Source organism: Agrococcus pavilionensis RW1 (genome assembly GCF_000400485.1).
GTDB lineage: Bacteria > Actinomycetota > Actinomycetes > Actinomycetales > Microbacteriaceae > Agrococcus > Agrococcus pavilionensis.
In genome coordinates this window covers 46911-67972 of record NZ_ASHR01000032.1, presented here as the reverse complement: position 1 = coordinate 67972, position 21062 = coordinate 46911, and the positions used below count along the sequence as shown (strand labels likewise).

Genomic DNA, 21062 nt, shown 5'->3' with positions numbered 1-21062 from the left:
TCCCGCATCCGCGCTCGCGGGTGGGGGTGGCGGCACGCCGGTCGGGAAGCGTCCGCCGTGGCCGGGCTCGACCTCGACGTCGAGCCCGGCGAGCGCGTGCTGCTGCTCGGGCCCTCCGGCGCGGGCAAGTCGACGCTCCTGTCGGCGCTCGCCGGCGTGCTCGGCGGCGACGAGGAGGGCGAGGAGACCGGCGAGCTGCTCGTCGACGGCGCCCACCCCGCGAGCCGGCGCGGCCTCGCCGGGCTCGTGCTGCAGGACCCGCAGGCCAACACGATCATGTCGCGCGTCGGCGACGACGTCGCCTTCGGCTGCGAGAACCTCGCGGTGCCGCGCGACGAGATCTGGCCGCGCGTGCTGGATGCGCTCGGCGCCGTCGGCCTCGACGTCGACCTCGACCGCTCGACCGCGGCGCTCTCGGGCGGGCAGCGGCAGCGGCTCGCGCTCGCGGGGGTCATCGCGATGCGGCCCGGCCTCATCCTGCTCGACGAGCCGACCGCGAACCTCGATCCCGTCGGCGTCGCCGAGGTGCGGGATGCGGTGGCTCGCGTGGCCGCCGACACCGGGGCGACGCTCGTCGTCGTCGAGCACCGCGTCGACACGTGGATCCCGGTCGTCGACCGCGTCGTCGTGCTGGAGCCGGGCGCGGGCGTCGCGGTCGACGGCTCGCCGCACGCGGTGCTCGAGGTGCACGCCGAGCCGCTCGCCGTGGGCGGCGTGTGGGTGCCGGGGATCCCGGTCGAGGTCGATCGCGCGCGCCGCGCGGCCGGGCCGGCGCTGCTCGTCGCGGAGACGCTGCGCTCCGGCCGCGCCGGCGAGGCGGTGCACGAGCCCGTCGACGTCGAGGTGCGCGCGGGGGAGGCGCTCGTCGTCACCGGCCCGAACGGCGCCGGCAAGTCGACCCTCGCGCTCACTCTCGCGGGACTCCTGCCGCCGGTCGCGGGCGCGGTGCGCGCGACGACGGCGCTGCGCGGCGGCGCAGCGGCCGAGGCGCCGATCCGCTGGCGGCCGAAGCAACTCGCGACCCGCATCGGCACCGTGTTCCAGCAGCCCGAGCACCAGTTCGTCGCGGCGCGCGTGCGAGACGAGGTCGCGGCGGGGCTGCGGGCGCTCGGGCGGAGCGACGCCGCGGTGAGCGAGCGCGTCGACGCGCTGCTCGCGGCGCTGCGGCTCGCCCACCTCGCCGACGTCAACCCCTTCACGCTCTCGGGCGGCGAGCAGCGGCGGCTCTCGGTCGCGACGGTCCTCGCGCCCGCGCCGCGCGTGATGGTGCTCGACGAGCCGACGTTCGGGCAGGACCGCCGCACGTGGCAGGAGCTCGTCCGGCTCATCGCGTCGCTCGTCGACGACGACGGATGCGCGGTCGTCGCGGTGACCCACGACGCCGACGTCGAGCGCGTGCTCGGCGATCGCGTGCTGCGGCTGGGCGCCGCGTGAAGGCGCTCGAGCGGGTGAACCCCGTCACGCCCATCCTCGCGGCGGTGCTCTACTCCATCCCGATGCTGCTCACGATCGACGTCGTCAGCGCGGCCGTCGCGCTCGCCGCGTGGGCGATCGTCTTCGCGAGCGTCGGGATCGGCCCCCGCACCGTCGTGCGCCGCTCGTGGCCGCTGCTCGTCGCCGCGCCGCTCTCGGCCGTCAGCATGCTCCTCTACGCCGAGCCGGCCGGACGCATCCACGCCCAGGTCTGGCTCGCCGTCATCAGCGACCGCTCGATCGAGCTCGCGCTCGCGATCGGCCTGCGCGTGCTGGCGGTCGGCGTGCCGACGCTCGTCGCGCTCGTCGGCGTCGATCCGACGCGGCTCGCCGACGGGCTCGCGCAAGTCGCCCGGCTGCCGCACCGGTTCGTGCTCGCCGCGCTCGCGGGCACGCGCCTCTTCGGCGTGCTCGGGGAGGACTGGCGGCAGATCTCGCTCGCGCGGCGGGCGCGCGGGCTCGGCGACACGGGCGTCGTGCGCCGGTCGCTGCAAGCGGCGTTCGCGCTGCTCGTCGTCGCGCTGCGGCGGGGCGGCACGCTCGCGACCGCGATGGAGGCGCGCGGCTTCGGGGGGCCGGAGCGCACGTGGGCCCGGCCGTCGACGCTCGGCTGGCGCGATGCGGTGCTCGTGCTGCTCGTCGCCCTCGTGGCGGCGACCGCGCTCGGCGTCTCGCTCGCGGCAGGATCGTTCTCGCCGGTGTGGGAGGGGGCGTGATGCTGACGATCGTCGATGGGCGCTCCGGCGCGGGCAAGACCGAGCTCGCCGCGCGGCTCGCGGCCGAGTCGGGCGCGCGCGTCATCCACATGGACGACCTCTACGCGGGCTGGCACGGCCTCGCGACCGGCTCGAGGCTGCTCGAGCGCGGCATCCTGGCGCCGCTCGCCGCCGGCCGCACGGCGGTGTGGCGGCGGTGGGACTGGGCGATCGGCGACTGGGGCGCCGAGGATCGCGCCGAGCCGGGCGAGCCGCTCATCGTCGAGGGCTGCGGCTCGCTCACGCTGCAGTCGCGCGAGCACGCCGACCGGGCGCTGTGGCTCGAGGCGCCGGAGGAGGTGCGGCACGCCCGCGCGCTCGCCCGCGACGGCGAGGACTCGTGGTGGATGCTGTGGCGCGAGCAGGAGGACGCGCACATCGCCGCGAACGATCCCGCCGCGCTCGCCGACGACGTCATCCGCACCTGAGCCGCGCTCTCCACAGCGGCGTGCTCCGGCCCCTCGCGTGTGGGTGGTGCCGGGGAGAATCGGGGCATGGAGTCGGAGCCCGGTGGCGGAGCGGAGGCGCTCGAGACGTCCCAGCTCGAGCCGCGCTCGGCGGCCGAGATCGCCGCAGACGAGGAGCTCGACGCGTTCCTCGCCGAGCTGTCGGCGCAGGTGGCCGAGATGTCGGCGGAGCAGGTCGAGGCCGCGGCCGAGCGCGGCGCGCCGATCCCGCCGCTGCCGCGAGCGCCCGAGTCGGCGGCGGAACGGCGCTTGCGGCTCGACGAGGAGCTCGTCTGCGAGCTCGTGGCGATCGAGGCGCAGTCGGCGCGGCTCGAGGGCCGCCGGCGAGCGCTGCTCGCAGAGCACATGCAGCGGATGATCGACCAGGCCGGCGACACCGGCGCGATGCTGCGCGAGATCGCGTCGTTCGCAGCGGTCGAGCTCGGTCTGACGACCCCGACCGTCGAGCGGCACATCACCGACGCGTGGACCATCGTCGGCGAGCTCCCCGCCGCGCACGAGGCAGCCGCCGAGGGGCGCATCACCACGAGCCACCTGCGGATCATCGAGGCCGAGACCCGCGCGCTGCGCGACGACGCGGACGTCGCTCCGGCCGATCGCGACCGGGTGGTCGCCGAGCTCGTAGACGTCGCCGAGCGCACGAGCACCGCGAGGCTGCGGTCGAAGGCGAAGCAAGTCGTGAACGACGTGCTCTCGACGCCGTTGCAGGTCCGGCACGATTCGGCGCGGCAGCGGCGGCGGGTGGAGGTGTCGGATGCGGGTGATGGGATGGCGCACCTGTACGCGTTCCTGCCTGCGCTGGAGGCGTACGCGGTGCACGATCGGCTGACGCAGGCGGCGCGCGGGAAGCCGAAGGAGGATCTTCGCTCGTTCGACCAGTTCCGGGCGGATGCGTTCCAGGAGCTGCTGCTGTCGGGTGTGGTGCCGGAGGACCTGCACGGGACGGCCGGCATCCGGGTGAAGCCGATGATCGCGATCCCCGCGGGCGGGCTGTGCTTCGACGGCACGGCGGCGGAGGCCGAGGTGGCCGGGCACCGGTTCCCGGCGATGCTCGACGGGAAGGTGATCGTCGATCTTGACACGGCGCGCCGGCTGGCGGGGGAGGCGCCGACGTGGCTGCGGCTGTTCACGCATCCTGTCACGGGCGTCGCGGTCACGGTCGACTCGTACACGCCGACCGCGGCGCAGCGGCACGTCCTGCTCGGGCGCGATCAGCGCTGTCGAGCACCCGGCTGTCCGCATCCAGCCCGCCGCGCTGACCTCGACCACACCCTCGCGTGGGCCGAGGGCGGCGCGACGAGCCTCGACAACCTCGGCTTCGTCTGCCGTCGCGATCACGTGCTCAAGCACAGCTCCCGCTGGGCCGTCGAGCAGCTGCCCGGTGGCGTGCTGCGCTGGACCTCACCGCTCGGCCAGGTGATCGACGACCTGCCGGAGCCGGCCGGCCCGGTCTTCACCGACATGCCGCGCACGAAGCCGAGACCGCCCACCCGCACTCGCGCCGAGCGGCGTGCCGACCAGCGCGCAGCGCTCGAGCGGCTCGGCCGCTGGGATGATCCGACGACCTGGACCGAGCCCGATCCCGCGGTGCTGCGCGAGTGGCACGGGGCCCCGCTCGAACCAGCCGCGCAGGGCGATCCGAACGCTCCGCCGCTGCCGTTCTGACCTCCGCCAGCGCGACGCGATCACTCGAGCATCGGCATGCCCGAAGGCGCCGTCGTGCACCTAGGATCGCTCCTCGTGATCGATGAGCCGTACCCGTTGAGGCCGCAGCAGCGCGCGCTCCTGGCTCGCTGGCTCCCCGACGCGACGGTCCTCGCCGATCTCGGCTGGGGGCTCGTCGAGACGACGGTGCTCGACGTGGCCAGCTCGCAGGGCCGATGCATCGTGAAGGCAGGCGGCCGCGACGACCACCACATCGGAAGGGAGCTGCGGGCGCATCGGGAGTGGGTCCGGCCCTGGGTCGCCACCGGACGCGCTCCGCAGCTGCTGTTCGGCGACGACGCCGAGAAGCTGCTGGTCACGCGGTACCTCCCGGGCACGCTCGTGGAGGGGACCGGGGCGCAGCACGATCCGGAGGTCTACCGGCAGGCGGGCTCGCTCCTCGCCGCCTTCCACGGCCAGGCGTCGCTCTTCGACGAGCAGTGGAACGACCGGCTCCGCCGACGCGTCGTGCGGCACCTCGCGCTGCCGCACCGGATCGATCCCGAGGTCGTGCGGCGCGTGCGGGCCGAGCTGTCCGCCTGGCCCGACGGCGGGGCTCGCGTGGTGCCGACGCACGGCGACTGGCAGCCCCGGAACTGGCTGATCGACGACGGCGTCGTCAGGATCATCGACTTCGGCCGCGCCGACCTGCGCCCCGCGGCCGACGACTTCGTCCGACTCGCGCGACAGGACTTCGCGCGCGATCCGGCGCTGGAGGCGGCGTTCCTGGACGGGTACGGCAGCGACCCCCGCGAACCGGAGGAGTGGCGGCGCGCCCTCGTGGCCGAAGCGGTGGGAACGGCCGTCTGGGCCTACGGCGTCGGCGACGCGGAGTTCGAGCAGCTCGGCCACCGGCTGCTGCTCGAGCTGTACCGCGAGACCGCCTGAGGCGACTAGGCCCAGCCGAGCTCGTGCAGCTGCTCGTCGTCGATCCCGTAGAAGTGCGCGATCTCGTGCACGATCGTCGTCCGCACCTCGGCCCGCAGCTCCTCGAGCGAGTCCGTGGAGTCGAGATGCGGGAGCCGGTAGACCATGATCCGATCGGGCAGCTCACCGAACCCGTACTGACCGCGCTCGGTGATCGCGACGCCCTCGTAGATGCCGAGCAGGTCCTCCTCGGGATGCTCGTCCTCGACGAGGAAGACGACGTTGTCGAGGCCCTCGACCATCTCGTCGGGCAGCTCGTCGAGCACGTCGGTGACGAGCGCCTCGAACGCGTCGTGGTCGAGCTCGAGCACCGCGACCGCCTCCTCTGCATCCTCATCGTGAGCCTACCGAGGCCGAGCGTCCGCACCCTCGCTGATAGCGTCGAGAGCGACATGAGCAACCCTGGTCGTCCCCCTCGTCCCAACCGTCCGCAGCACGTGATGGAGGTCGTCCGCACCGAGCGGATCGCCCCGAGCATGGTGCGGCTCTGGATCGGCGGCGACGGCTTCGCGAGCTTCGCGCCCAACGCCTTCACCGACGCCTACGTCAAGCTCTGGTTCGCCAAGCCCGAGCTCGGCCTCGAGCCGCCCTACGACGTCGCGGCGCTCCGCGAGTCGCTCGCGCCCGACGACCTGCCGGTGACGCGCACGTACACCGTGCGCGCGATCGCCGACGACTCGTTCGCGATCGACGTCGTCGTGCACGGCGACCAGGGGCTCGCGGGCCCGTGGGCCGCGCGCGTGCAGCCGGGGGAGCGCGTCGTGTTCGGCGGACCGGGCGGTGCCTTCGCGCCCGACGAGACCGCCGCGTGGCACCTCTTCCTCGGCGACGAGTCGTCGCTCCCGGCGATCGCGCGGAGCGTCGAGGCGCTCCCGGCGACGGCTCGCGGCGCCGCGCTCATCGAGGTGCGGGATGCGTCGGAGGAGATCCCGTTCTCGGCTCCCGTCGGCTTCGACGTGCGGTGGCTGCACCGCGGTGAGGCGAGTGCTGCGACCGTCGGCCTGCTCGCCGAGCAGACCGCGGCGCTCGAGCTGCCCGCCGGCCGCGGACAGGTCTTCGCGCACGGCGAGCGCGAGTCGATGAAGGCGCTCCGCGACGAGCTGCTCGTGCGCCGCGGCCTCGAGCGCTCCCAGGTCTCGCTCTCGGGCTACTGGGCGCTCGGCCGCACGGAGGACCGCTTCCAGGCCGAGAAGCGCGAGCCCATCGGCCAGATCCTGCCGCCGGAGCACGCCGCTTCCTAGCCGACCCTCAGCGCAGCCGGTCACACTGACCGCATGACGCGCGCGCAGGACGAGCTCATGGAGTCGGCCATCCTCGACCTCCTCGCACAGCGCCGCGAAGGCGCGACCATCTGCCCGAGCGACGCGGCGAAGGCCGTCGCGGGCTCCGACGAGGCCGACTGGCGACCGCAGATGGACGCGGCGCGTGACGCCGCGAGGCGGCTCGTCGCCGCGGGCGCCGTCGAGGTGACCCAGCGCGGCAGCGTCGTCGACCTCGACAGCGCGAGGGGACCCATCCGCATCCGCCTCGTGCGCCCGCCGGGAGCGGCGGACGAGCCCGCGTGACGAGCCGGGGACGAGTGAAGGCCCGGAGGACATGATCCTCCGGGCCTTCCGCGTGGGGTGAGTAACGGGGCTTGAACCCGCGGCCTCCTCGACCACAACGAGGCGCTCTACCAACTGAGCTATACCCACCATGTGCGCGAGCGCAACCATGACAGCATACGACATCCACGACGCCCGCACGACATCGGCGGGATGGTGTGTCAGCTGCCGAGGTGCTCCCCGAAGCCGTCGACGACGTCGGCCGCGATCGCCTGGAGCTCTTCGCTCGAGCGACCCGGCGCATCCGTGAACACCGCGCGCCGGTAGTAGCGCAGCTCGCGGATCGACTCGAGGATGTCGGCGAGCGCGCGGTGGCCGCCCGCCTTCTCCGGGCTCTGGAAGTAGGCGCGCGGGAACCAGCGGCGCGAGAGCTCCTTGATGCTCGAGACGTCGATCGAGCGGTAGTGCAGGAAGCCGTCGAGCGCGGGCATGTAGCGCGCGAGGAACATCCGGTCGGTGCCGATCGTGTTGCCGCCGACGGCGGCGGAGCGCTCGAGCGGCACGAAGCGCTGCACGTACTCGAGCACGAGCAGCTCGGCCTCGGCGAGCGAGACGCCGTGCTCGAGCTCGGCGTCGAGCCCGCTCGTCGCGTGCATCTGGCGCACGAAGTCGTTCATCTGCTCGAGCGCGGCGTCCGACGGCTTGATGACGACCTGCAGGCCCGGGTCGAGCACCCGCAGCTCGAAGTCGGTGACGACGACCGCCACCTCGACGAGCTCGTCGACCGTGGGGTCGAGGCCCGTCATCTCGCAGTCGATCCAGACGATCCGGTCAGCGGCAGCCACACGCCGAGTCTACGGGCGGGCCGCCGGGGCTCAGTCCAGCTGCGCGAAGAGCTCGTCGGCGTCGATGTCGGCGAGCGTCGCGATCGTGCGCTCGGCGGGCACGGGCGATGCGGTCAGCTGGGTCGTGAGGAACCAGAGCCGCGCGCCGGCCGCGGCTGCCGAGCGCGCGCCGCTGCCCGAGTCCTCGAAGGCGATGCTCGCGGTCGCGTCGGCACCGAGGCGCCGGGCGGCGAGCGCGTAGGGCTCGGGGTCGGGCTTCGAGCGCTCGACGTCCTCCGAGGTGACGGCGAATCGCAGCGCGCCCTCCGGAGCGGCCTGGAGGAGCGCCTCCGCGTTCTCCCGCGTCGCGTTCGTGACGAGCGCGGCCGGCACGCCGGCCTCCGCGACCCGCTCGAGCAGCGCGAGGCTGCCGGGCAGCCACGGCGTCTCCTCGCGCACCGCGGCGGCGACGGTGCCCGCGACGGTGGCGATGATCGACGCGCGCTCCAGCGTCACCCCGCGCTCGCGCATCCGGTCGGCCCACTCGACCATCGGCCTGCCGGTCGTCCAGTGCGCGTCCTCGGCTGTCCACTCGATGCCCTGCACTCGGGCGAAGCGACGCATCTCCGCGTGCCAGAGCGGCTCCGAGTCGATGAGCGTGCCGTCCATGTCGAACAGGAGTGCGCCGGGCATGCCTCCAGCCTGGCATGCCGCGGGGGCGCGCCCGACCGCTTCAGCGAGCGTCGCGGCGATGGCGGCGCGCGAGCCGCTGCGCGACGCGATCGGCCGTGCCGACGAAGCGGCCGAGCGTGTGCACCGTGACGACCCGGTCGGATGCGGTGTCGACGGCGACGAAGGAGCCCGAGTCGCGCACGTGGCCGTTGTGCCAGCGCAGCGTGCCCGAGACCTGCCAGCCAGGGGCCCACGCATCCGCCCCTGTGCCCCGCAGCGCGGCGCTCGCGTAGCGCTCGAGTCCATCGAAGGCGCCCCAGAGCCCGCCCGCGCCGACGAACGGTCCGGTGTGCATCGTCCACGGCGCGCGCGGGGCGCCGCTCCAGCCGCGCACGACGGGGCGTCGCTCGGCAGGAGGGACGACGTCGACGTCGAGCACCCCGAGCGGCTCGAGCACGCGCTCGCGCGCGAGCTGCCACCACGACCGGTCGGTGAGGTCCTCGAGGGCGCGCGTGAGCACCGCGTAGCCGAGGTTCGAGTACTCGGGCGTGGGCCTCGGCTCGCGACGCCGCGCCGCGAGCGTCGGCACGACCTCGGCGTCGAAGCGCTGGGTCGAGAAGGCGGCGTAGGGGTCGAGCGGGTCGGTCATGCCCACCGGCACGCGAGGGAGTCCGGACGTGTGCTCGATGAGCGAGCGCACGGTCACGGCGTCGGGGAGCAGCGTCGCCGGCAGCAGCGTGGCGACGGGCGCGTCGAGGTCGAGCTCGCCGGCCTCGGCGAGCCGTGCGGCGATCGCGGCCGTGACCGTCTTCGTGATCGAGCCCCACTCGAGCATCGGCGCGCCTCGGTGCAGCGGGCCGATCCGCTCGGCCACCACGCGATCGCCGTCCCGCAGCCGCGCTGCGGTGCTCCGGTCTCGGGCGAGGATGCTCACCGACCTACTCTGCCACCCACGCCGCCACGAGATCGGGCCCGCACGAGCTCCCGGTAGATTGATCGGGCCCCCGTAGCTCAGCGGATAGAGCAGAGGCCTTCTAATCCTTTTGTCGCGGGTTCGACTCCCGCCGGGGGCGCATCCGGAGCCCTTCTCTGATGGGTTGACCCGATCGGCGACCGTAGGCTGTCGTGGTGCTCCCGACGATCCTGCAGTCCACCCAGTCCTCCGAAGAGCTGAGCGGCGTCGCCGGCTGGGCGGTAGGCCTCATGGACGCGATCGGCGCCCCCGGCGCCGCGGTCGCGATCGCCGCGGAGAACCTGTTCCCGCCCATCCCGAGCGAGGTCATCCTGCCGCTCGCGGGCTTCAGCGCGGCGCAGGGCACGTTCACCGTCGCCGAGGCGATCATCTGGACGACGATCGGCTCGGTCGTCGGCGCCCTCGTGCTCTACCTGCTCGGCCGCTGGCTCGGCCACGACCGGCTCGCCGCGATCGCCCGCAAGATGCCGCTCGTGCGAGCGAGCGACATCGACAAGACGACCGCCTGGTTCGCCAAGCACGGCTGGAAGACGGTGCTCTTCGGCCGCTTCCTGCCGATCTTCCGCAGCCTCATCTCGATCCCCGCGGGGATCGAGCGCATGCCGGTGCTGCTGTTCCTGGGGCTGACGCTCGTCGGCTCGGCCATCTGGAACACCATCTTCATCCTCATCGGCGTCTTCCTCGGCCGGAACTACCACGTCATCGAGCCCTACATGGACTGGCTGCAGTGGGTCGTGATCGGGCTCGTCATCGTCGTGCTCGTGTGGTTCGTCGTGCACCGGATGCTGCAGAACCGCAAGGAGGGGAAGCCGCTGCTGTCGGGGGAGTGACCTCTCGCGGGGAAGCGTCGTCGCGGATCGGGAATGGCCGGGCGCGCGAGCGCGTTGTTCGAATTCGTACGACCTGACCACCGCTTCCGAAAGGCACCCATGCAGCACAGCTTCCCCGGCTACCAGCCCGGCACCTACGTCATCGACGGCTCGCACTCGAACGTCACCTTCTCCGTTCGCCACATGATGGTCGCGAAGGTCCGCGGCGAGATCGAGGGCCTCGAGGGCACGATCGTGCTCGCCGAGAATCCGGAGGAGTCGTCGATCACCGCGACCGTCGACCCGTCGACCATCAACACCAAGAATGCCGACCGCGACCAGCACCTGCGGTCCAACGACTTCTTCGCCATCGACGAGCACCCCGAGTGGACCTTCGTCTCCACCGGCGGGCGCATCGAGGGCGACGACCTCTACGTCGACGGCGACCTGACGCTCCGCGGCGTGACGAAGCGCGTCGCGCTGCTCGTCGAGTTCGGCGGCATCGGCCCCGACACGTGGGGCAACACCCGCGCCGGCGCCTCGGCTCGCACGCGCATCAAGCGCTCCGACTTCGGCATCAGCTGGAACGTCGCGATCGAGACGGGCGGCGTCATGCTCTCCGACGAGGTCGACGTCGAGATCGAGATCTCCGCGATCCAGCAGGCGCCCGTCAGCGCCTGAGCTGCTCGCGCCGCGAACGGGGGCGGGGTCGGGGCGAGAGCCTCGGCCCCGCCCCTTCGCCGTCGCTGCGCGTCAGGGACCGGTGAAGCACGCGAGGGCGTCGTCGAGCGACCAGCACTGGCCGATCGGGAGCATCGCGGTGCCGCCGGGCACGAGCCGGCGCGCCTCGAAGGCGGGACCGTGCGCGCCGTCGATGCGCGCGATGTAGCCGAGGGCGAGGCCGGATGCGCTGACCACCCTCCAGAGGTCGTCGCGCACGCGCTTGGTCGCGACGTGCGGCGCGTGCGGGGCGGTGCGCCGCTGGGCGGTCGACATGATGGCCATGGCGTGCTCCTTCCTTCCTGTCTGCGACGCTAGGGGCGGCCGCCCACATCGGGATCCCACAGCGTGCGCCGCTACGCTGGCGGCATGCAGGAGATCGTGCTCGCCGGTGGTTGCTTCTGGTGCCTCGACGCCGCCTACCGCGTCGTCGACGGCGTCGACGACGTCGTGTCGGGCTACACGGGCGGCTCGGTGCCGCACCCGAGCTACGAGCTCGTGTGCACGGGCTCGACGGGCCACGCGGAGGCCGTGAAGGTCGTCTACGACGAGGAGCGGCTGCCGACCGAGGTCGTGCTCGACATGTTCTTCACGATGCACGACCCGCGGCAGCTCAACCGCCAGGGCAACGACATCGGCACGCAGTACCGCTCGGCGATGTTCTACCGCGACGATGCCGAGCGCGAGCGCTTCGAGGCCGCGATCGCACGGGCGGGCGAGTGGTGGCCGGGCGAGATCGTCACGACGCTCGAGCCGCTCGGCGAGTTCTACGACGCCGAGGACCACCACCAGGACTTCTTCGCGAAGAACCCGACGCAGGGCTACTGCCTGGCCGTCGCCGCTCCGAAGGTCAACAAGATCCGAGCCGGCTTCGCGGAGTACCTGCGCGGCTGAGGCCGTTCTCCACAGGCCTCCCGCCGAGGTCTGCGCGCTCCGCTCGCGCCGGTGCATCCTCGCCCGCATGAGCGAAGCAATCTCCGTGGTCGGGTCCATCGGCACCGACCCCATCCTGAAGTCCGTCGCCGGCGACCAGGTCGCCGAGTTCCGCATCGCCTGCAAGTCGCGCCGCAAGGACGGCGACGACTGGGTCGATGCCCACACCAACTGGTTCACCGTCGAGGCGTGGGGCGGCTTCGCGCGGAACGTCATCACGTCGGTCCGGAAGGGTGACCTCGTCGTCGTGCTCGGCCGTCTCAAGGTCGACCAGTGGGAGTCGGGGGAGCGCCGCGGCACGAGCGTCAAGATCCGCGCCGACCACATCGGCCACTCCATGCGCGTGAGCCCCACGTCGCGCGACCGGCGCCCCCGCGACGATGCCGAGCAGCGCGCGGCCGAGCAGCCCGGCTCCTCGCCCGACCCGATGGAGGCGTCACCTCCGGAGACGCCGGAGCCCGCGTTCGTCGGAGCGCGCGTCGAGCACTGGGGTGCTCCGATCGACGAGCCCGAGACGCCGTTCTGAGCCCGCACCCCTGGTGCGCGGCGCCGCGGCCGGATACCGTGACGACGACCCGAGCGACGAGGAGGTCCACCGATGGAATGGCTGATGATCGTCTTCCTGGTGCTGATCTTCGCGATCGCGACCGCGTTCCTGCTCGCGATCGACGCGGTCAGCGCCGTGCTCGCGAGGCTCGTCGTCTCGGTCGCCGGCCGCGTGCGGCGCGGCAGGAGCTCGGTGCTCTGAGCTCGCGCGGCGAGCGGGGCTGCGAGACGGCACCGTCCTAGACTGGATGCGTCCCGTCACGCATCGGAGGAGGGCGCGTGCGCCAGCTCGCGGCAGTCGCGCTCGTCGGCGTCCTCGCGCTCGTCGGCTGCGCAGCCGAAGCGCCCTCGCCGGCACCCGCGCCGTCGTCATCCGGCTCGCGCGGCGGCGCGGAGGCCGGTGCCGCGACGGATCCCGAGCTCGACGCCTTCCGCGCGGCGCTCGAGGGCCACTCGCCCGCCGATCCAGCGGCGCTCGTCGCCGCGGTCGAGGCGGCCGGCTTCGAGCGCTCCGCGATCGAGCGCACGCGCGAGGTCGACTCGCTCGGCGAGCCGGTGACCTTCCTCGAGGTCGCCGTCCGGCAGGGCGAGTCGTGCCTCCTCGGCCAGGTCGGCGATGGCGAGCCGACGGCGCTCCGCGTCGACGCCCTCGGTGGCGGCCGGTGCCTCGTGGGCGAGATCGTCACCGTAGACTGAGGGCATGGCCGAGTACATCTTCTCCATGGTGCGCGCCCGCAAGACGGTGGGCGACAAGGTGATTCTCGACGACGTCACGACCGCGATCCTGCCGGGCGCGAAGATCGGCGTCGTCGGACCCAACGGTGCGGGGAAGTCGACGATCCTGAAGATCATCGCCGGCCTCGACACGCCCTCCAACGGCGACGCGAAGCTCACGCCGGGCTACTCCGTCGGCATCCTCATGCAGGAGCCGGAGCTCGACGAGTCGAAGACGGTGCTCGAGAACGTGCAGGAGGCCTTCGGCCACCTGACGGCGAAGATCACGCGCTTCAACGAGATCTCCGCCGAGATGGCGAACCCCGACGCCGACTTCGACGCGCTCATGGCCGAGATGGGCACGCTGCAGGAGGAGATCGACGCCGCCGACGCGTGGGATCTCGACTCGCAGCTCGAGCAGGCGATGGATGCGCTGCGCTGCCCGCCGGGCGACTGGCCCGTCACCAACCTCTCCGGCGGTGAGCGCCGTCGCGTCGCGCTCTGCAAGCTCCTGCTCGAGAAGCCCGACCTGCTGCTGCTCGACGAGCCGACGAACCACCTCGACGCCGAGAGCGTGCTGTGGCTCGAGCAGCACCTCGCGAAGTACCCCGGCGCCGTCATGGCCGTCACGCACGACCGCTACTTCCTCGACCACGTCGCCGGCTGGATCTGCGAGGTCGACCGCGGCCGCCTCTACCCCTACGAGGGCAACTACTCGACCTACCTCGAGAAGAAGGCCGAGCGTCTGCAGGTGCAGGGCAAGAAGGACGCGAAGCTCGCCAAGCGCCTCTCCGAGGAGCTCGACTGGGTGCGCTCCAACGCGAAGGGCCGCCAGGCGAAGTCGAAGGCGCGCCTCGCCCGCTACGAGGAGATGGCCGCCGAGGCCGAGCGCACCAGGAAGCTCGACTTCGAGGAGATCCAGATCCCGCCGGGCCCGCGCCTCGGCTCGATCGTGCTCGAGGCGAACGACCTCGAGAAGGGCTTCGACGACCGCACCCTCATCGACGGGCTCTCGTTCACGCTGCCGCGCAACGGCATCGTCGGCGTCATCGGCCCGAACGGCGTGGGCAAGACGACGCTGTTCAAGACGATCGTCGGGCTCGAGCCGCTCGACGGCGGCTCGCTCAAGATCGGCGAGACCGTCAAGCTCAGCTACGTCGACCAGGGCCGGGCGAACATCGACCCGAACAAGAACCTGTGGGAGGTCGTCTCCGACGGGCTCGACTACATCCAGGTCGGCAACGTCGAGATCCCGTCGCGCGCCTACGTCTCGCAGTTCGGCTTCAAGGGACCCGACCAGCAGAAGAAGGCCGGCGTGCTCTCGGGTGGAGAGCGCAACCGCCTCAACCTCGCGCTCACCCTGAAGCAGGGCGGCAACCTGCTGCTGCTCGACGAGCCGACGAACGACCTCGACATCGAGACGCTCGGCAGCCTCGAGAACGCGCTGCTCGAGTTCCCCGGCTGCGCCGTCGTCATCACGCACGACCGGTGGTTCCTCGACCGCATCGCCACGCACATCCTCGCGTACGAGGGCACCGACGAGGAGCCGGCGAACTGGCACTGGTTCGAGGGCAACTTCGAGGCCTACGAGCAGAACAAGATCGAGCGTCTCGGGCCGGACGCGGCGAAGCCGCACCGCTCGGCCTACCGGAAGCTCACGAGGGACTGATGCGCCTCGCGGTGCCGGTGACGGTCCGCTGGTCGGACCTCGATGCCTACGGGCACGTCAACAACGCATCGCTGCTGACGCTCCTCGAGGAGGCGCGCGTCGCCGCCTTCTGGGCCGGCGGGCCCGAGGGCTCGCCGGCGACGGCGATCATCGACGCCGGCCACGGGGCGACGAGCATCACGGTCATCGCCCGCCAGGAGGCCGAGTACCTCGGCCAGATCCCGCACCACCGCGAGCCGCTCATCGTCGACACCTGGATCGGCCAGATGGGCGGCGCGAGCATGCTCGTCTGCTATGAGGTGCGCTCGCCCGACCGCGACGAGCTGTACGCGCGGGCGACGACGACGGTCGTGATGCTGGATGCGTCCACGGGCCGGCCGCGTCGGCTCACGGCGGTCGAGCGCGAGGCGTGGGCGCCCTACGTCGAGGAGCCGATCGAGTTCCGCCGTCGCTGAGGCGCCGCCGATAGGCTGGCGGGGCAACGTCGCCGTCCGAGGAGGAGCGCCATGACCGACACCGCTGTCGAGCCCGAGGAGCAGATCACCGACGAGGTGCACGACGACCCCAGCGGTCCCGACCGCATCCCGCACTTCATCGACGGGCAGCGTCGGCAGGGGGCCGGCGAGACCGCGCCCGTCTTCAACCCCGCGCTCGGCACGCCCGTCTCGCAGGTGCCGCTCGCCGGCGCCGACGAGGTCGGCGAGGCGATCGCGGCGGCGAGCGCGGCGTTCCCGGCCTGGCGCGACCTCTCGATCGCGAAGCGCCAGTCGATCATGTTCCGCTTCCGCGAGCTCATCGTCTCGCGCAAGGACGAGCTCGCCGCGATCGTCACGCGCGAGCACGGCAAGGTGCACTCCGACGCGCTCGGCGAGATCGCGCGTGGCATCGAGGTCGTCGAGCTCGCGACCGCGTTCCCGCTGCTGACGAAGGGCGAGTACTCCGAGAACGCCTCGACCGGCGTCGACGTCTATTCGCTGCGGCAGCCGCTCGGCGTCGTCGGCATCATCAGCCCGTTCAACTTCCCGGCGATGATCCCGCTGTGGTTCGCGCCGGTCGCGCTCGCCGCGGGCAACGCGGTCGTCATCAAGCCGAGCGAGAAGGACCCGTCGGCGTCGCTCTTCATCGCCGAGCTCTTCCAGGAGGCGGGGCTGCCCGACGGCGTGCTCAACGTCGTGCACGGCAGCAAGGAGGCCGTCGACACGCTCCTGACGCACCCGGAGGTGCAGGCCATCTCGTTCGTCGGCTCGACCCCGATCGCCGAGTACGTCTACGAGACCGGCTCGAAGCACGGCAAGCGCGTGCAGGCGCTCGGCGGCGCCAAGAACCACATGCTCGTGCTGCCCGACGCCGACCTCGACGTCACGGCCGACGCGGCCGTCAACGCGGGCTTCGGCTCGGCGGGCGAGCGCTGCATGGCGATCTCGGTCGTCGTCGCGATCGACTCGATCGCCGACGAGCTCGCCGCCAAGATCAAGGAGAAGATGGCGGGCATCCGCACGGGCGACGGCACGCGCGACAACGACATGGGGCCGCTCATCACGGGGCAGCACCGCGACAAGGTCGCCGGCTACATCCAGACCGCCGCCGACGACGGCGCCTCGCTCGTCGTCGACGGCAGGGACCCGGAGGTCGACGGCGACCCGAACGGCTTCTGGCTGAAGCCCACGCTCATCGACAACGTGCCGACCGACTCCGCCGCCTACAAGGAGGAGATCTTCGGACCCGTGCTCTCGATCGTGCGCGTCTCGAGCTACGAAGAGGGGCTCGAGCTCATCAACTCGAACCCCTACGGCAACGGCACGGCGATCTTCACGAACGACGGCGGCGCCGCCCGGCGCTTCCAGAACGAGGTGCAGGTCGGCATGGTCGGCATCAACGTGCCCATCCCTGTGCCGGTGGGATACCACTCGTTCGGCGGCTGGAAGCGCTCGATCTTCGGGCAGGGCAAGGCCTACGGCAAGCACGCGTTCGAGTTCTACACGCGCGAGAAGGTCGTCACGAGCCGCTGGCTCGACCCGAGCCACGGCGGTCTGAACCTCGGCTTCCCGCAGCACGACTGACGCGCGCTGGAGCTGGAGGCGGAGGCACCTTCGGGCCTCCGCCTCACCTGCACGCCTACCCCGGCCGCCGCACCGCGAAGATGAGCGACGTGCCGAGCTCGCCCGTCGCCGGGTTGACCTCGTCGTCGACGAGTCGAGCCTCGAGCTGCATCCCGAGCCGCTCCGCGACCTTGCGAGAGCCGACGTTCTGCTCGTCGAGGTGCGCGATGACGCGATGCGCACCCATCGCGAACGCGAGCTCGAGCGCCGCGCGCGCGGCCTCGGTCGCGATGCCCTTGCCCTGCTGCTCTGCCGCGATCATCCAGCCGAGCTCGGCCTGCCGGCTGCCGAGGCTCGTGATGCGGAGCATGAGGTCGCCGACGAGCGCACCGTCCAGCTCGATGCCGAGCTGCGCCGCGTCGCCGTCGCGCAGGAAGACGGGCGCGCCGCCCGCCGTCCACGCCATGAGCTCGGCCTCGGTCTGGTCGCGGTTGTAGGTCCAGCGGCGCTGGCCGGGGGCGTTGCGGTAGCCGCGCACGGCCTCGAGGTCATCAGGGGAGAGGGTGCGCAGCACGAGCCGCTCGGTGCGCAGCGGCAGGGCCCCGCGGAGCGTGCGCATCGCCTCGGCGGGCGCGATCGGCTGCACCGGCATCAGTCCTGCTGCTCCTCGGCCGGCACGCGCACCATGCCCTCCTGCGCGATCGTCGCGACGTGCGTGCCGTCGGCCTTGTAGACGTGGCCGTGGCCGAGCCCCCGGCCGCCGCCGGACGAGCTCGTCTCGAGCTCGAGCAGCAGCCACTCGTCGACGCGCGCGCGACGGTGCCACCACACGGCGTGGTCGAGGCTCGCGGCCTTGAGGCCCGGCGTCGACCACGCGGCCCCGTGCATCCGCACGATCGGCTCGAGGATCGCGTAGTCCGAGAGGTAGGCGAGCGCCGCGCGGTGCAGCGCGTCGTCATCGGGCAGGCGATCCTTCGCCTTGATCCACACGTGCTGCTTGCCGTGCCGGGGGCGCGAGGGGTCGGGCACGTAGACGGGGCCCTCGACGTGGCGGATGTCGAACGGCCGCGCGATGACCGCGCGCGCCGAGGGGTGCTCGGCGAAGGGCGCGAGCACGTCGTCCGACGAGGGGAGCTCCTCGGGCGACGGCAAGTCCTGCGGCATCGGGTGCTGCGAGCTCGGGCCGGGGTCGACGTCCTGGAAGGAGGAGATCATCGACATGATCGGCAGCCCGTGCTGGTAGGCCTGCACGCGCCGCGTCGAGAAGGAGCGGCCGTCGTGGATGCGATCGACTGCGAACGTGATGGGCAGCTCGACGTCGCCCGGCCGCACGAAGTAGCCGTGCACCGAGTGGATGTGCCGATCCGCGGCGATCGTCCGCTGCGCCGAGACCACGGCCTGCGCCATCACCTGGCCGCCGAACACGCGACCGAGCGGCATCGGGTGGCTCGTGCCGGTGAAGATGTCCTCATCCGTGCGAGCGCCGGTGTCGACGAGGTCTAGGGTCTCCAGCAGGATGCGGATGCGCTCGCTCATTCGGTTCCTCTCGCGGTCTGGCGCCTAGTCTAGGGAGCGCATGCACCGCATCCTCGCCCTCGACGAACGGGCGCGCGCCGACCTCGTCCTGCTGCTCGACCGCGCCGCGGTCTTCGGCGACGGCACCGTGCGGCTCGTCGCCGACGGCGAGGTCGCGCTGCTCACGACGCCCATGGCGGCGGCCGCCGGGCTGCTCGACTCGGGCCCCACGATCCTCGTCGCGCGCGCGTCGCGCATGCGCGAGCCGGCGCGCTTCGACGGCGTCGTGGCGCTGCCGGCGCTGCGGGATGCGCTGCGCGACGGTGCGGACGTGGAGATCCCGGATGCGGTGACCCGGCCCGCGTGGGCCGCGGTCTCGCCGCCGCGGTCGGGCTGGGCGCACGCGGGCGACGTCTCGCCCGAGGCGGTCCGGGCCCTCGCGGTCCAGGCGGCCTCCGACGTGGAGGCGGCGCTGCCCGCATCGCCCGGCGAGGCGGTGCGGCGGCGCGCGGAGCGCGCGGTGTGGGCACGGCAGGTCGATGCGAGCGGGCTCACCGCGGGCCAGGCGGCCGCGCTCGTCGCGATGCGCTTCCTCGGCGATGCGCCGGTGCGCGTCACCGCGGCCGGCGGCTGGACGCGCGCCTCAGGGCGCGCCGGCGAGGTGCTCGCCCGCTAGCCGAGCGCCGCGGTCGACGCGGCGCGCAGCGAGCGCGTCGCCCGTCGCAGCAGCATGAGCGCCCCGAGCGCCACTGCCGCCCCGAGCGCGAGCGGGAGCGCGGAGCGCGGGTTGCCCGTCAGCGCGACCATCGCCGTGCCGAAGGCGATGCCGGTGAGGGCCAGCGCGAGCAGCCCCGTCGCCCCGGCGAATCCCGCCGCCAGCTCGGGCCGCCGCTCGAGCTCGCGCTGCGGGTCGACGCCGACGCGCTCGACGCGACGCAGCGCCGATGTCGTCGCGGCGACCGCCAGGAGCCCGCCGAGCCCGAGCGCCAGCATGACGAGCGACGGCATGGCGCGGATCGTCCGCTGGCCCAGCACGACCGCCCCGAGGAGCATCGCGGCGATCGCGGCGACGATGAGCGCGCCCGAGGCGACCGCGGTGAAGCGAGCGACGCGTCGCCACGGCACGTGCATGACCGGAGTCGCAGCGCTGGGCTGCTCGTGATCGGTCATCGGCGGCTCCGGTGCTCGAGGGTCGGTGGAGAGCGGAGCCCCGGTCGTCGGTCGGTGCGTCGTCGCCCTGCGGTCACCGTACCCTGCCGACGACGCTCGCTGCCCTGGCTCAGGCGTCGGCGTCGTCGAGGAGCTCGACCAGCCCCGCGGGGACGAGGTCGAGCTCCGGGTCGCGGAAGCGCTCGACGGGGAGCCACCACACCGGGTGGCCCGCGTCCGTGACCGAGGGGAGCACCGCATCCGCAGCCATCTCGATCTCGAGGACGAAGACGTGCTCGTGCAGGGTGCGGCCGGCGAACTCGAGGACGCTCTCGAGCACGCCGAGCAGCCGCGGAGCCTCGACCGCGAGGCCGAGCTCCTCGTCGAGCTCGCGCACGATCGTCTCGGCGGCGAGCTCGCCCGGCTCGATGCCGCCGCCGGGTGGCCGCGCGAGCGTGCGACCCGTGACGGGGTCGACCGTGCTCGTCACGAGCAGGCGCCCGGCGGCATCGCGCACGACCGCGATCGCGATCGCGCGGATGCGGTCGGGCGGCGCCGCGGTCACAGGATGTCGAGCTCGGGGATGGCGCCGAGCTCCTGCGCGAGGCCGCCGCCGTTCGACGACCACACCCACGGGTGCATCGAGCGCGTGTCGGCGTGCTTGCGGCCACCGGCGAGCACCGCCTCCTGCGCCGAGAGCTCGCGGATCGCGACCGCGCGGACGTGCTCGGGGTGGGCGCTCGCGAACTCGCCGTAGAGCTCCTCGTCGTGCTGGCCGTCGTCGCCGACGAGCAGCCACCGCACGTGCGGCAGCTCGCGCGCGAGGCGGCGCAGCTGCGCGCGCTTGTGCTCCTTGCCCGAGCGGAAGAAGCGGTCGGGCGTCGGGCCCCAATCGGTCAGCAGCATGCTGCCGGCGGGGTAGAGGTTGCGGGAGAGGAAGCGCGTGAGCGCCGGCGCCGCGTTCCACGCGCCGGTCGAGAGGTAGATGAACGGGCTCTCGGGATGCCGCTGCGCGATGCGCTCGTAGAGCACGGCCATGCCGGGCACGGGGGAGCGCGCGTGCTCGTCGAGCACGAAGGCGTTCCACGCTGCGAGCAGCGGCCGCGGGAGCGACGTCACCATCACGGTGTCGTCGATGTCGCTCACGACCCCGAAGCGCGTCGCCGGGTCGACCACGAACACGGGAGCGGTGACGGGCGCGCTGCCCGCGACCGAGACGGTCACCTCGCGCCAGCCGGGCTCGAGCCGCATCGGCACGCGGACATCGACGAGGCCGCCGCGATCCGCCGTCACGACGTGGCGCTCGCCGCCCGCCTCGATCATCACGTCGATGTCGTTGAGCGCGAGCGACGTGAAGGAGCGCCAGCCCCGCACGTTCTCGTAGAGGGCGCCGCGCTCGCCGCCGGGCTCGACGAGCAGCACGCGCGCGAGCACGCGCACCCACCCCTCGCCGCCGTAGCCGGGGTACGTGACGATCGCGGGCAGGCGACCCGCGCGCAGCGCCCCGGCCTCGCGGTGCTCGTGCACCCAGTCCTCGACGCGCGCCGCGACGTGCTTGATCGGCTCGGGGATGCGGGCGAGCGGCACCAGCTCTTCCATGGGCGGCTCCTCCCGGGTCGTCGTCGGGAT

Annotated in this window: 27 protein-coding genes and 2 tRNA genes; 18 read left to right on the top strand and 11 right to left on the bottom strand. The window is 72.9% G+C overall.

Annotated elements, in window-relative coordinates; all coding sequences use genetic code 11:
- Window positions 1-57 precede the first annotated feature (57 nt).
- From L332_RS26590 to L332_RS26575, 5 genes are all read left to right on the top strand, one after another.
- Window positions 58-1434, top strand: a complete 1377-nt coding sequence (locus L332_RS26590; protein ID WP_021011381.1) for an ABC transporter ATP-binding protein — start codon at window positions 58-60, stop codon at window positions 1432-1434.
- Window positions 1431-2189: an energy-coupling factor transporter transmembrane component T family protein gene (locus tag L332_RS26585; RefSeq protein ID WP_021011380.1), complete on the top strand. Its 759-nt coding sequence runs from the start codon at window positions 1431-1433 to the stop codon at window positions 2187-2189. The genes L332_RS26590 and L332_RS26585 overlap by 4 nt, the downstream gene beginning before the upstream one ends.
- Window positions 2189-2656: a nucleoside/nucleotide kinase family protein gene (locus L332_RS26580; RefSeq protein ID WP_041204098.1), complete on the top strand. Its 468-nt coding sequence runs from the start codon at window positions 2189-2191 to the stop codon at window positions 2654-2656. The genes L332_RS26585 and L332_RS26580 overlap by 1 nt, the downstream gene beginning before the upstream one ends.
- Window positions 2657-2722: 66 nt before the next feature.
- The gene (locus tag L332_RS29590) at window positions 2723-4360 is read left to right on the top strand and encodes an HNH endonuclease signature motif containing protein (RefSeq protein WP_021065094.1); all 1638 of its coding nucleotides are present in this window, start codon (window positions 2723-2725) and stop codon (window positions 4358-4360) included.
- 36 nt (window positions 4361-4396) lie between these two features.
- Window positions 4397-5287 (top strand): phosphotransferase, encoded by an 891-nt coding sequence (locus tag L332_RS26575; protein ID WP_081646173.1) that lies wholly within the window; start codon window positions 4397-4399, stop codon window positions 5285-5287.
- A gap of 5 nt (window positions 5288-5292) precedes the next feature.
- Here L332_RS26575 and L332_RS26570 read toward each other — a convergent pair whose 3' ends face one another.
- Window positions 5293-5637 carry a metallopeptidase family protein gene (locus L332_RS26570; RefSeq protein ID WP_021011378.1) on the bottom strand — a complete coding sequence of 115 codons (345 nt, stop codon included), beginning with the start codon at window positions 5635-5637 and terminating at the stop codon, window positions 5293-5295.
- Window positions 5638-5766: 129 nt separating this feature from the next.
- Here L332_RS26570 and L332_RS26565 point away from each other — a divergent pair, with 129 nt between their 5' ends.
- Both L332_RS26565 and L332_RS26560 read left to right on the top strand, forming a co-directional pair.
- Window positions 5767-6567: a siderophore-interacting protein gene (locus L332_RS26565; protein ID WP_021065093.1), complete on the top strand. Its 801-nt coding sequence runs from the start codon at window positions 5767-5769 to the stop codon at window positions 6565-6567.
- A gap of 33 nt (window positions 6568-6600) precedes the next feature.
- A complete protein-coding gene (locus L332_RS26560; RefSeq protein WP_021011376.1) occupies window positions 6601-6891 on the top strand; it encodes a DUF3253 domain-containing protein in 291 nt (96 codons plus the stop codon).
- Window positions 6892-6944: 53 nt separating this feature from the next.
- Here L332_RS26560 and L332_RS26555 read toward each other — a convergent pair.
- From L332_RS26555 to L332_RS0115630, 4 genes are all read right to left on the bottom strand, one after another.
- A tRNA-His gene (locus L332_RS26555) sits at window positions 6945-7020 on the bottom strand.
- A 71-nt stretch (window positions 7021-7091) separates the two neighbouring features.
- Window positions 7092-7715: an oligoribonuclease gene (gene orn, locus L332_RS26550; RefSeq protein ID WP_021011375.1), complete on the bottom strand. Its 624-nt coding sequence runs from the start codon at window positions 7713-7715 to the stop codon at window positions 7092-7094.
- A gap of 30 nt (window positions 7716-7745) precedes the next feature.
- A complete protein-coding gene (locus tag L332_RS26545; protein WP_021011374.1) occupies window positions 7746-8387 on the bottom strand; it encodes an HAD family hydrolase in 642 nt (213 codons plus the stop codon).
- 40 nt (window positions 8388-8427) lie between these two features.
- On the bottom strand, window positions 8428-9300 hold the full coding sequence (locus L332_RS0115630) for a serine hydrolase domain-containing protein (protein WP_021065092.1): 873 nt from the start codon (window positions 9298-9300) through the stop codon (window positions 8428-8430).
- A 66-nt stretch (window positions 9301-9366) separates the two neighbouring features.
- Here L332_RS0115630 and L332_RS26540 point away from each other — a divergent pair.
- The 3 genes from L332_RS26540 to L332_RS26530 all read left to right on the top strand — a co-directional run bounded on the left by L332_RS26540 (window position 9367) and on the right by L332_RS26530 (window position 10829).
- A tRNA-Arg gene (locus tag L332_RS26540) sits at window positions 9367-9439 on the top strand.
- A gap of 55 nt (window positions 9440-9494) precedes the next feature.
- Window positions 9495-10169, top strand: coding sequence for a DedA family protein (locus tag L332_RS26535; RefSeq protein WP_021065091.1), 675 nt, complete (start codon window positions 9495-9497; stop codon window positions 10167-10169).
- Between the two features lie 99 nt (window positions 10170-10268).
- Window positions 10269-10829, top strand: coding sequence for a YceI family protein (locus tag L332_RS26530; RefSeq protein WP_021011371.1), 561 nt, complete (start codon window positions 10269-10271; stop codon window positions 10827-10829).
- Window positions 10830-10901: 72 nt separating this feature from the next.
- On the opposite strand, the gene L332_RS0115625 is transcribed toward L332_RS26530, so the two are convergent.
- Window positions 10902-11153 (bottom strand): hypothetical protein, encoded by a 252-nt coding sequence (locus L332_RS0115625; RefSeq protein WP_021011370.1) that lies wholly within the window; start codon window positions 11151-11153, stop codon window positions 10902-10904.
- 84 nt (window positions 11154-11237) lie between these two features.
- On the opposite strand from L332_RS0115625, the gene msrA reads away from it, so the two are divergent.
- The 7 genes from msrA (at window position 11238) to L332_RS26505 (ending at window position 16790) form a co-directional block, all read left to right on the top strand.
- Entirely contained in the window at window positions 11238-11762 is a 525-nt protein-coding gene (gene msrA / locus L332_RS26525) for a peptide-methionine (S)-S-oxide reductase MsrA (protein ID WP_021065090.1), read from the top strand.
- A gap of 67 nt (window positions 11763-11829) precedes the next feature.
- Window positions 11830-12327: a single-stranded DNA-binding protein gene (locus L332_RS29585; protein WP_021011368.1), complete on the top strand. Its 498-nt coding sequence runs from the start codon at window positions 11830-11832 to the stop codon at window positions 12325-12327.
- Window positions 12328-12399: 72 nt separating this feature from the next.
- Complete coding sequence (locus L332_RS30460) at window positions 12400-12549, top strand: hypothetical protein (RefSeq protein WP_021011367.1); 150 nt, start codon at window positions 12400-12402, stop codon at window positions 12547-12549.
- Window positions 12550-12626: 77 nt separating this feature from the next.
- On the top strand, window positions 12627-13043 hold the full coding sequence (locus L332_RS29580; protein ID WP_021011366.1) for a DUF6993 domain-containing protein: 417 nt from the start codon (window positions 12627-12629) through the stop codon (window positions 13041-13043).
- A 4-nt stretch (window positions 13044-13047) separates the two neighbouring features.
- Window positions 13048-14730 (top strand): energy-dependent translational throttle protein EttA, encoded by a 1683-nt coding sequence (gene ettA / locus L332_RS26515; protein WP_021011365.1) that lies wholly within the window; start codon window positions 13048-13050, stop codon window positions 14728-14730.
- Entirely contained in the window at window positions 14730-15185 is a 456-nt protein-coding gene (locus L332_RS26510; protein WP_021011364.1) for an acyl-CoA thioesterase, read from the top strand. The genes ettA and L332_RS26510 overlap by 1 nt, the downstream gene beginning before the upstream one ends.
- A gap of 51 nt (window positions 15186-15236) precedes the next feature.
- Window positions 15237-16790 carry a CoA-acylating methylmalonate-semialdehyde dehydrogenase gene (locus L332_RS26505; protein ID WP_021011363.1) on the top strand — a complete coding sequence of 518 codons (1554 nt, stop codon included), beginning with the start codon at window positions 15237-15239 and terminating at the stop codon, window positions 16788-16790.
- Between the two features lie 55 nt (window positions 16791-16845).
- On the opposite strand, the gene L332_RS26500 is transcribed toward L332_RS26505, so the two are convergent.
- Both L332_RS26500 and L332_RS26495 read right to left on the bottom strand, forming a co-directional pair.
- Window positions 16846-17421 (bottom strand): GNAT family N-acetyltransferase, encoded by a 576-nt coding sequence (locus tag L332_RS26500; RefSeq protein WP_021011362.1) that lies wholly within the window; start codon window positions 17419-17421, stop codon window positions 16846-16848.
- Entirely contained in the window at window positions 17421-18305 is an 885-nt protein-coding gene (locus tag L332_RS26495) for an acyl-CoA thioesterase (protein ID WP_021011361.1), read from the bottom strand. Before L332_RS26495 ends, L332_RS26500 begins: the two co-directional genes overlap by 1 nt.
- Before the next feature lie 40 nt (window positions 18306-18345).
- On the opposite strand from L332_RS26495, the gene L332_RS26490 reads away from it, so the two are divergent.
- Complete coding sequence (locus tag L332_RS26490; RefSeq protein ID WP_021011360.1) at window positions 18346-18960, top strand: hypothetical protein; 615 nt, start codon at window positions 18346-18348, stop codon at window positions 18958-18960.
- Here L332_RS26490 and L332_RS26485 read toward each other — a convergent pair.
- From L332_RS26485 to L332_RS26475, 3 genes are all read right to left on the bottom strand, one after another.
- Window positions 18957-19454, bottom strand: coding sequence for a hypothetical protein (locus tag L332_RS26485; protein WP_021011359.1), 498 nt, complete (start codon window positions 19452-19454; stop codon window positions 18957-18959). The two genes, L332_RS26490 and L332_RS26485, sit on opposite strands and share 4 nt — an antisense overlap.
- 109 nt (window positions 19455-19563) lie before the next feature.
- A complete protein-coding gene (locus L332_RS26480) occupies window positions 19564-19998 on the bottom strand; it encodes an NUDIX domain-containing protein (protein WP_021011358.1) in 435 nt (144 codons plus the stop codon).
- Window positions 19995-21032, bottom strand: a complete 1038-nt coding sequence (locus L332_RS26475) for an App1 family protein (RefSeq protein WP_021011357.1) — start codon at window positions 21030-21032, stop codon at window positions 19995-19997. Before L332_RS26475 ends, L332_RS26480 begins: the two co-directional genes overlap by 4 nt.
- Window positions 21033-21062 lie beyond the last annotated feature (30 nt).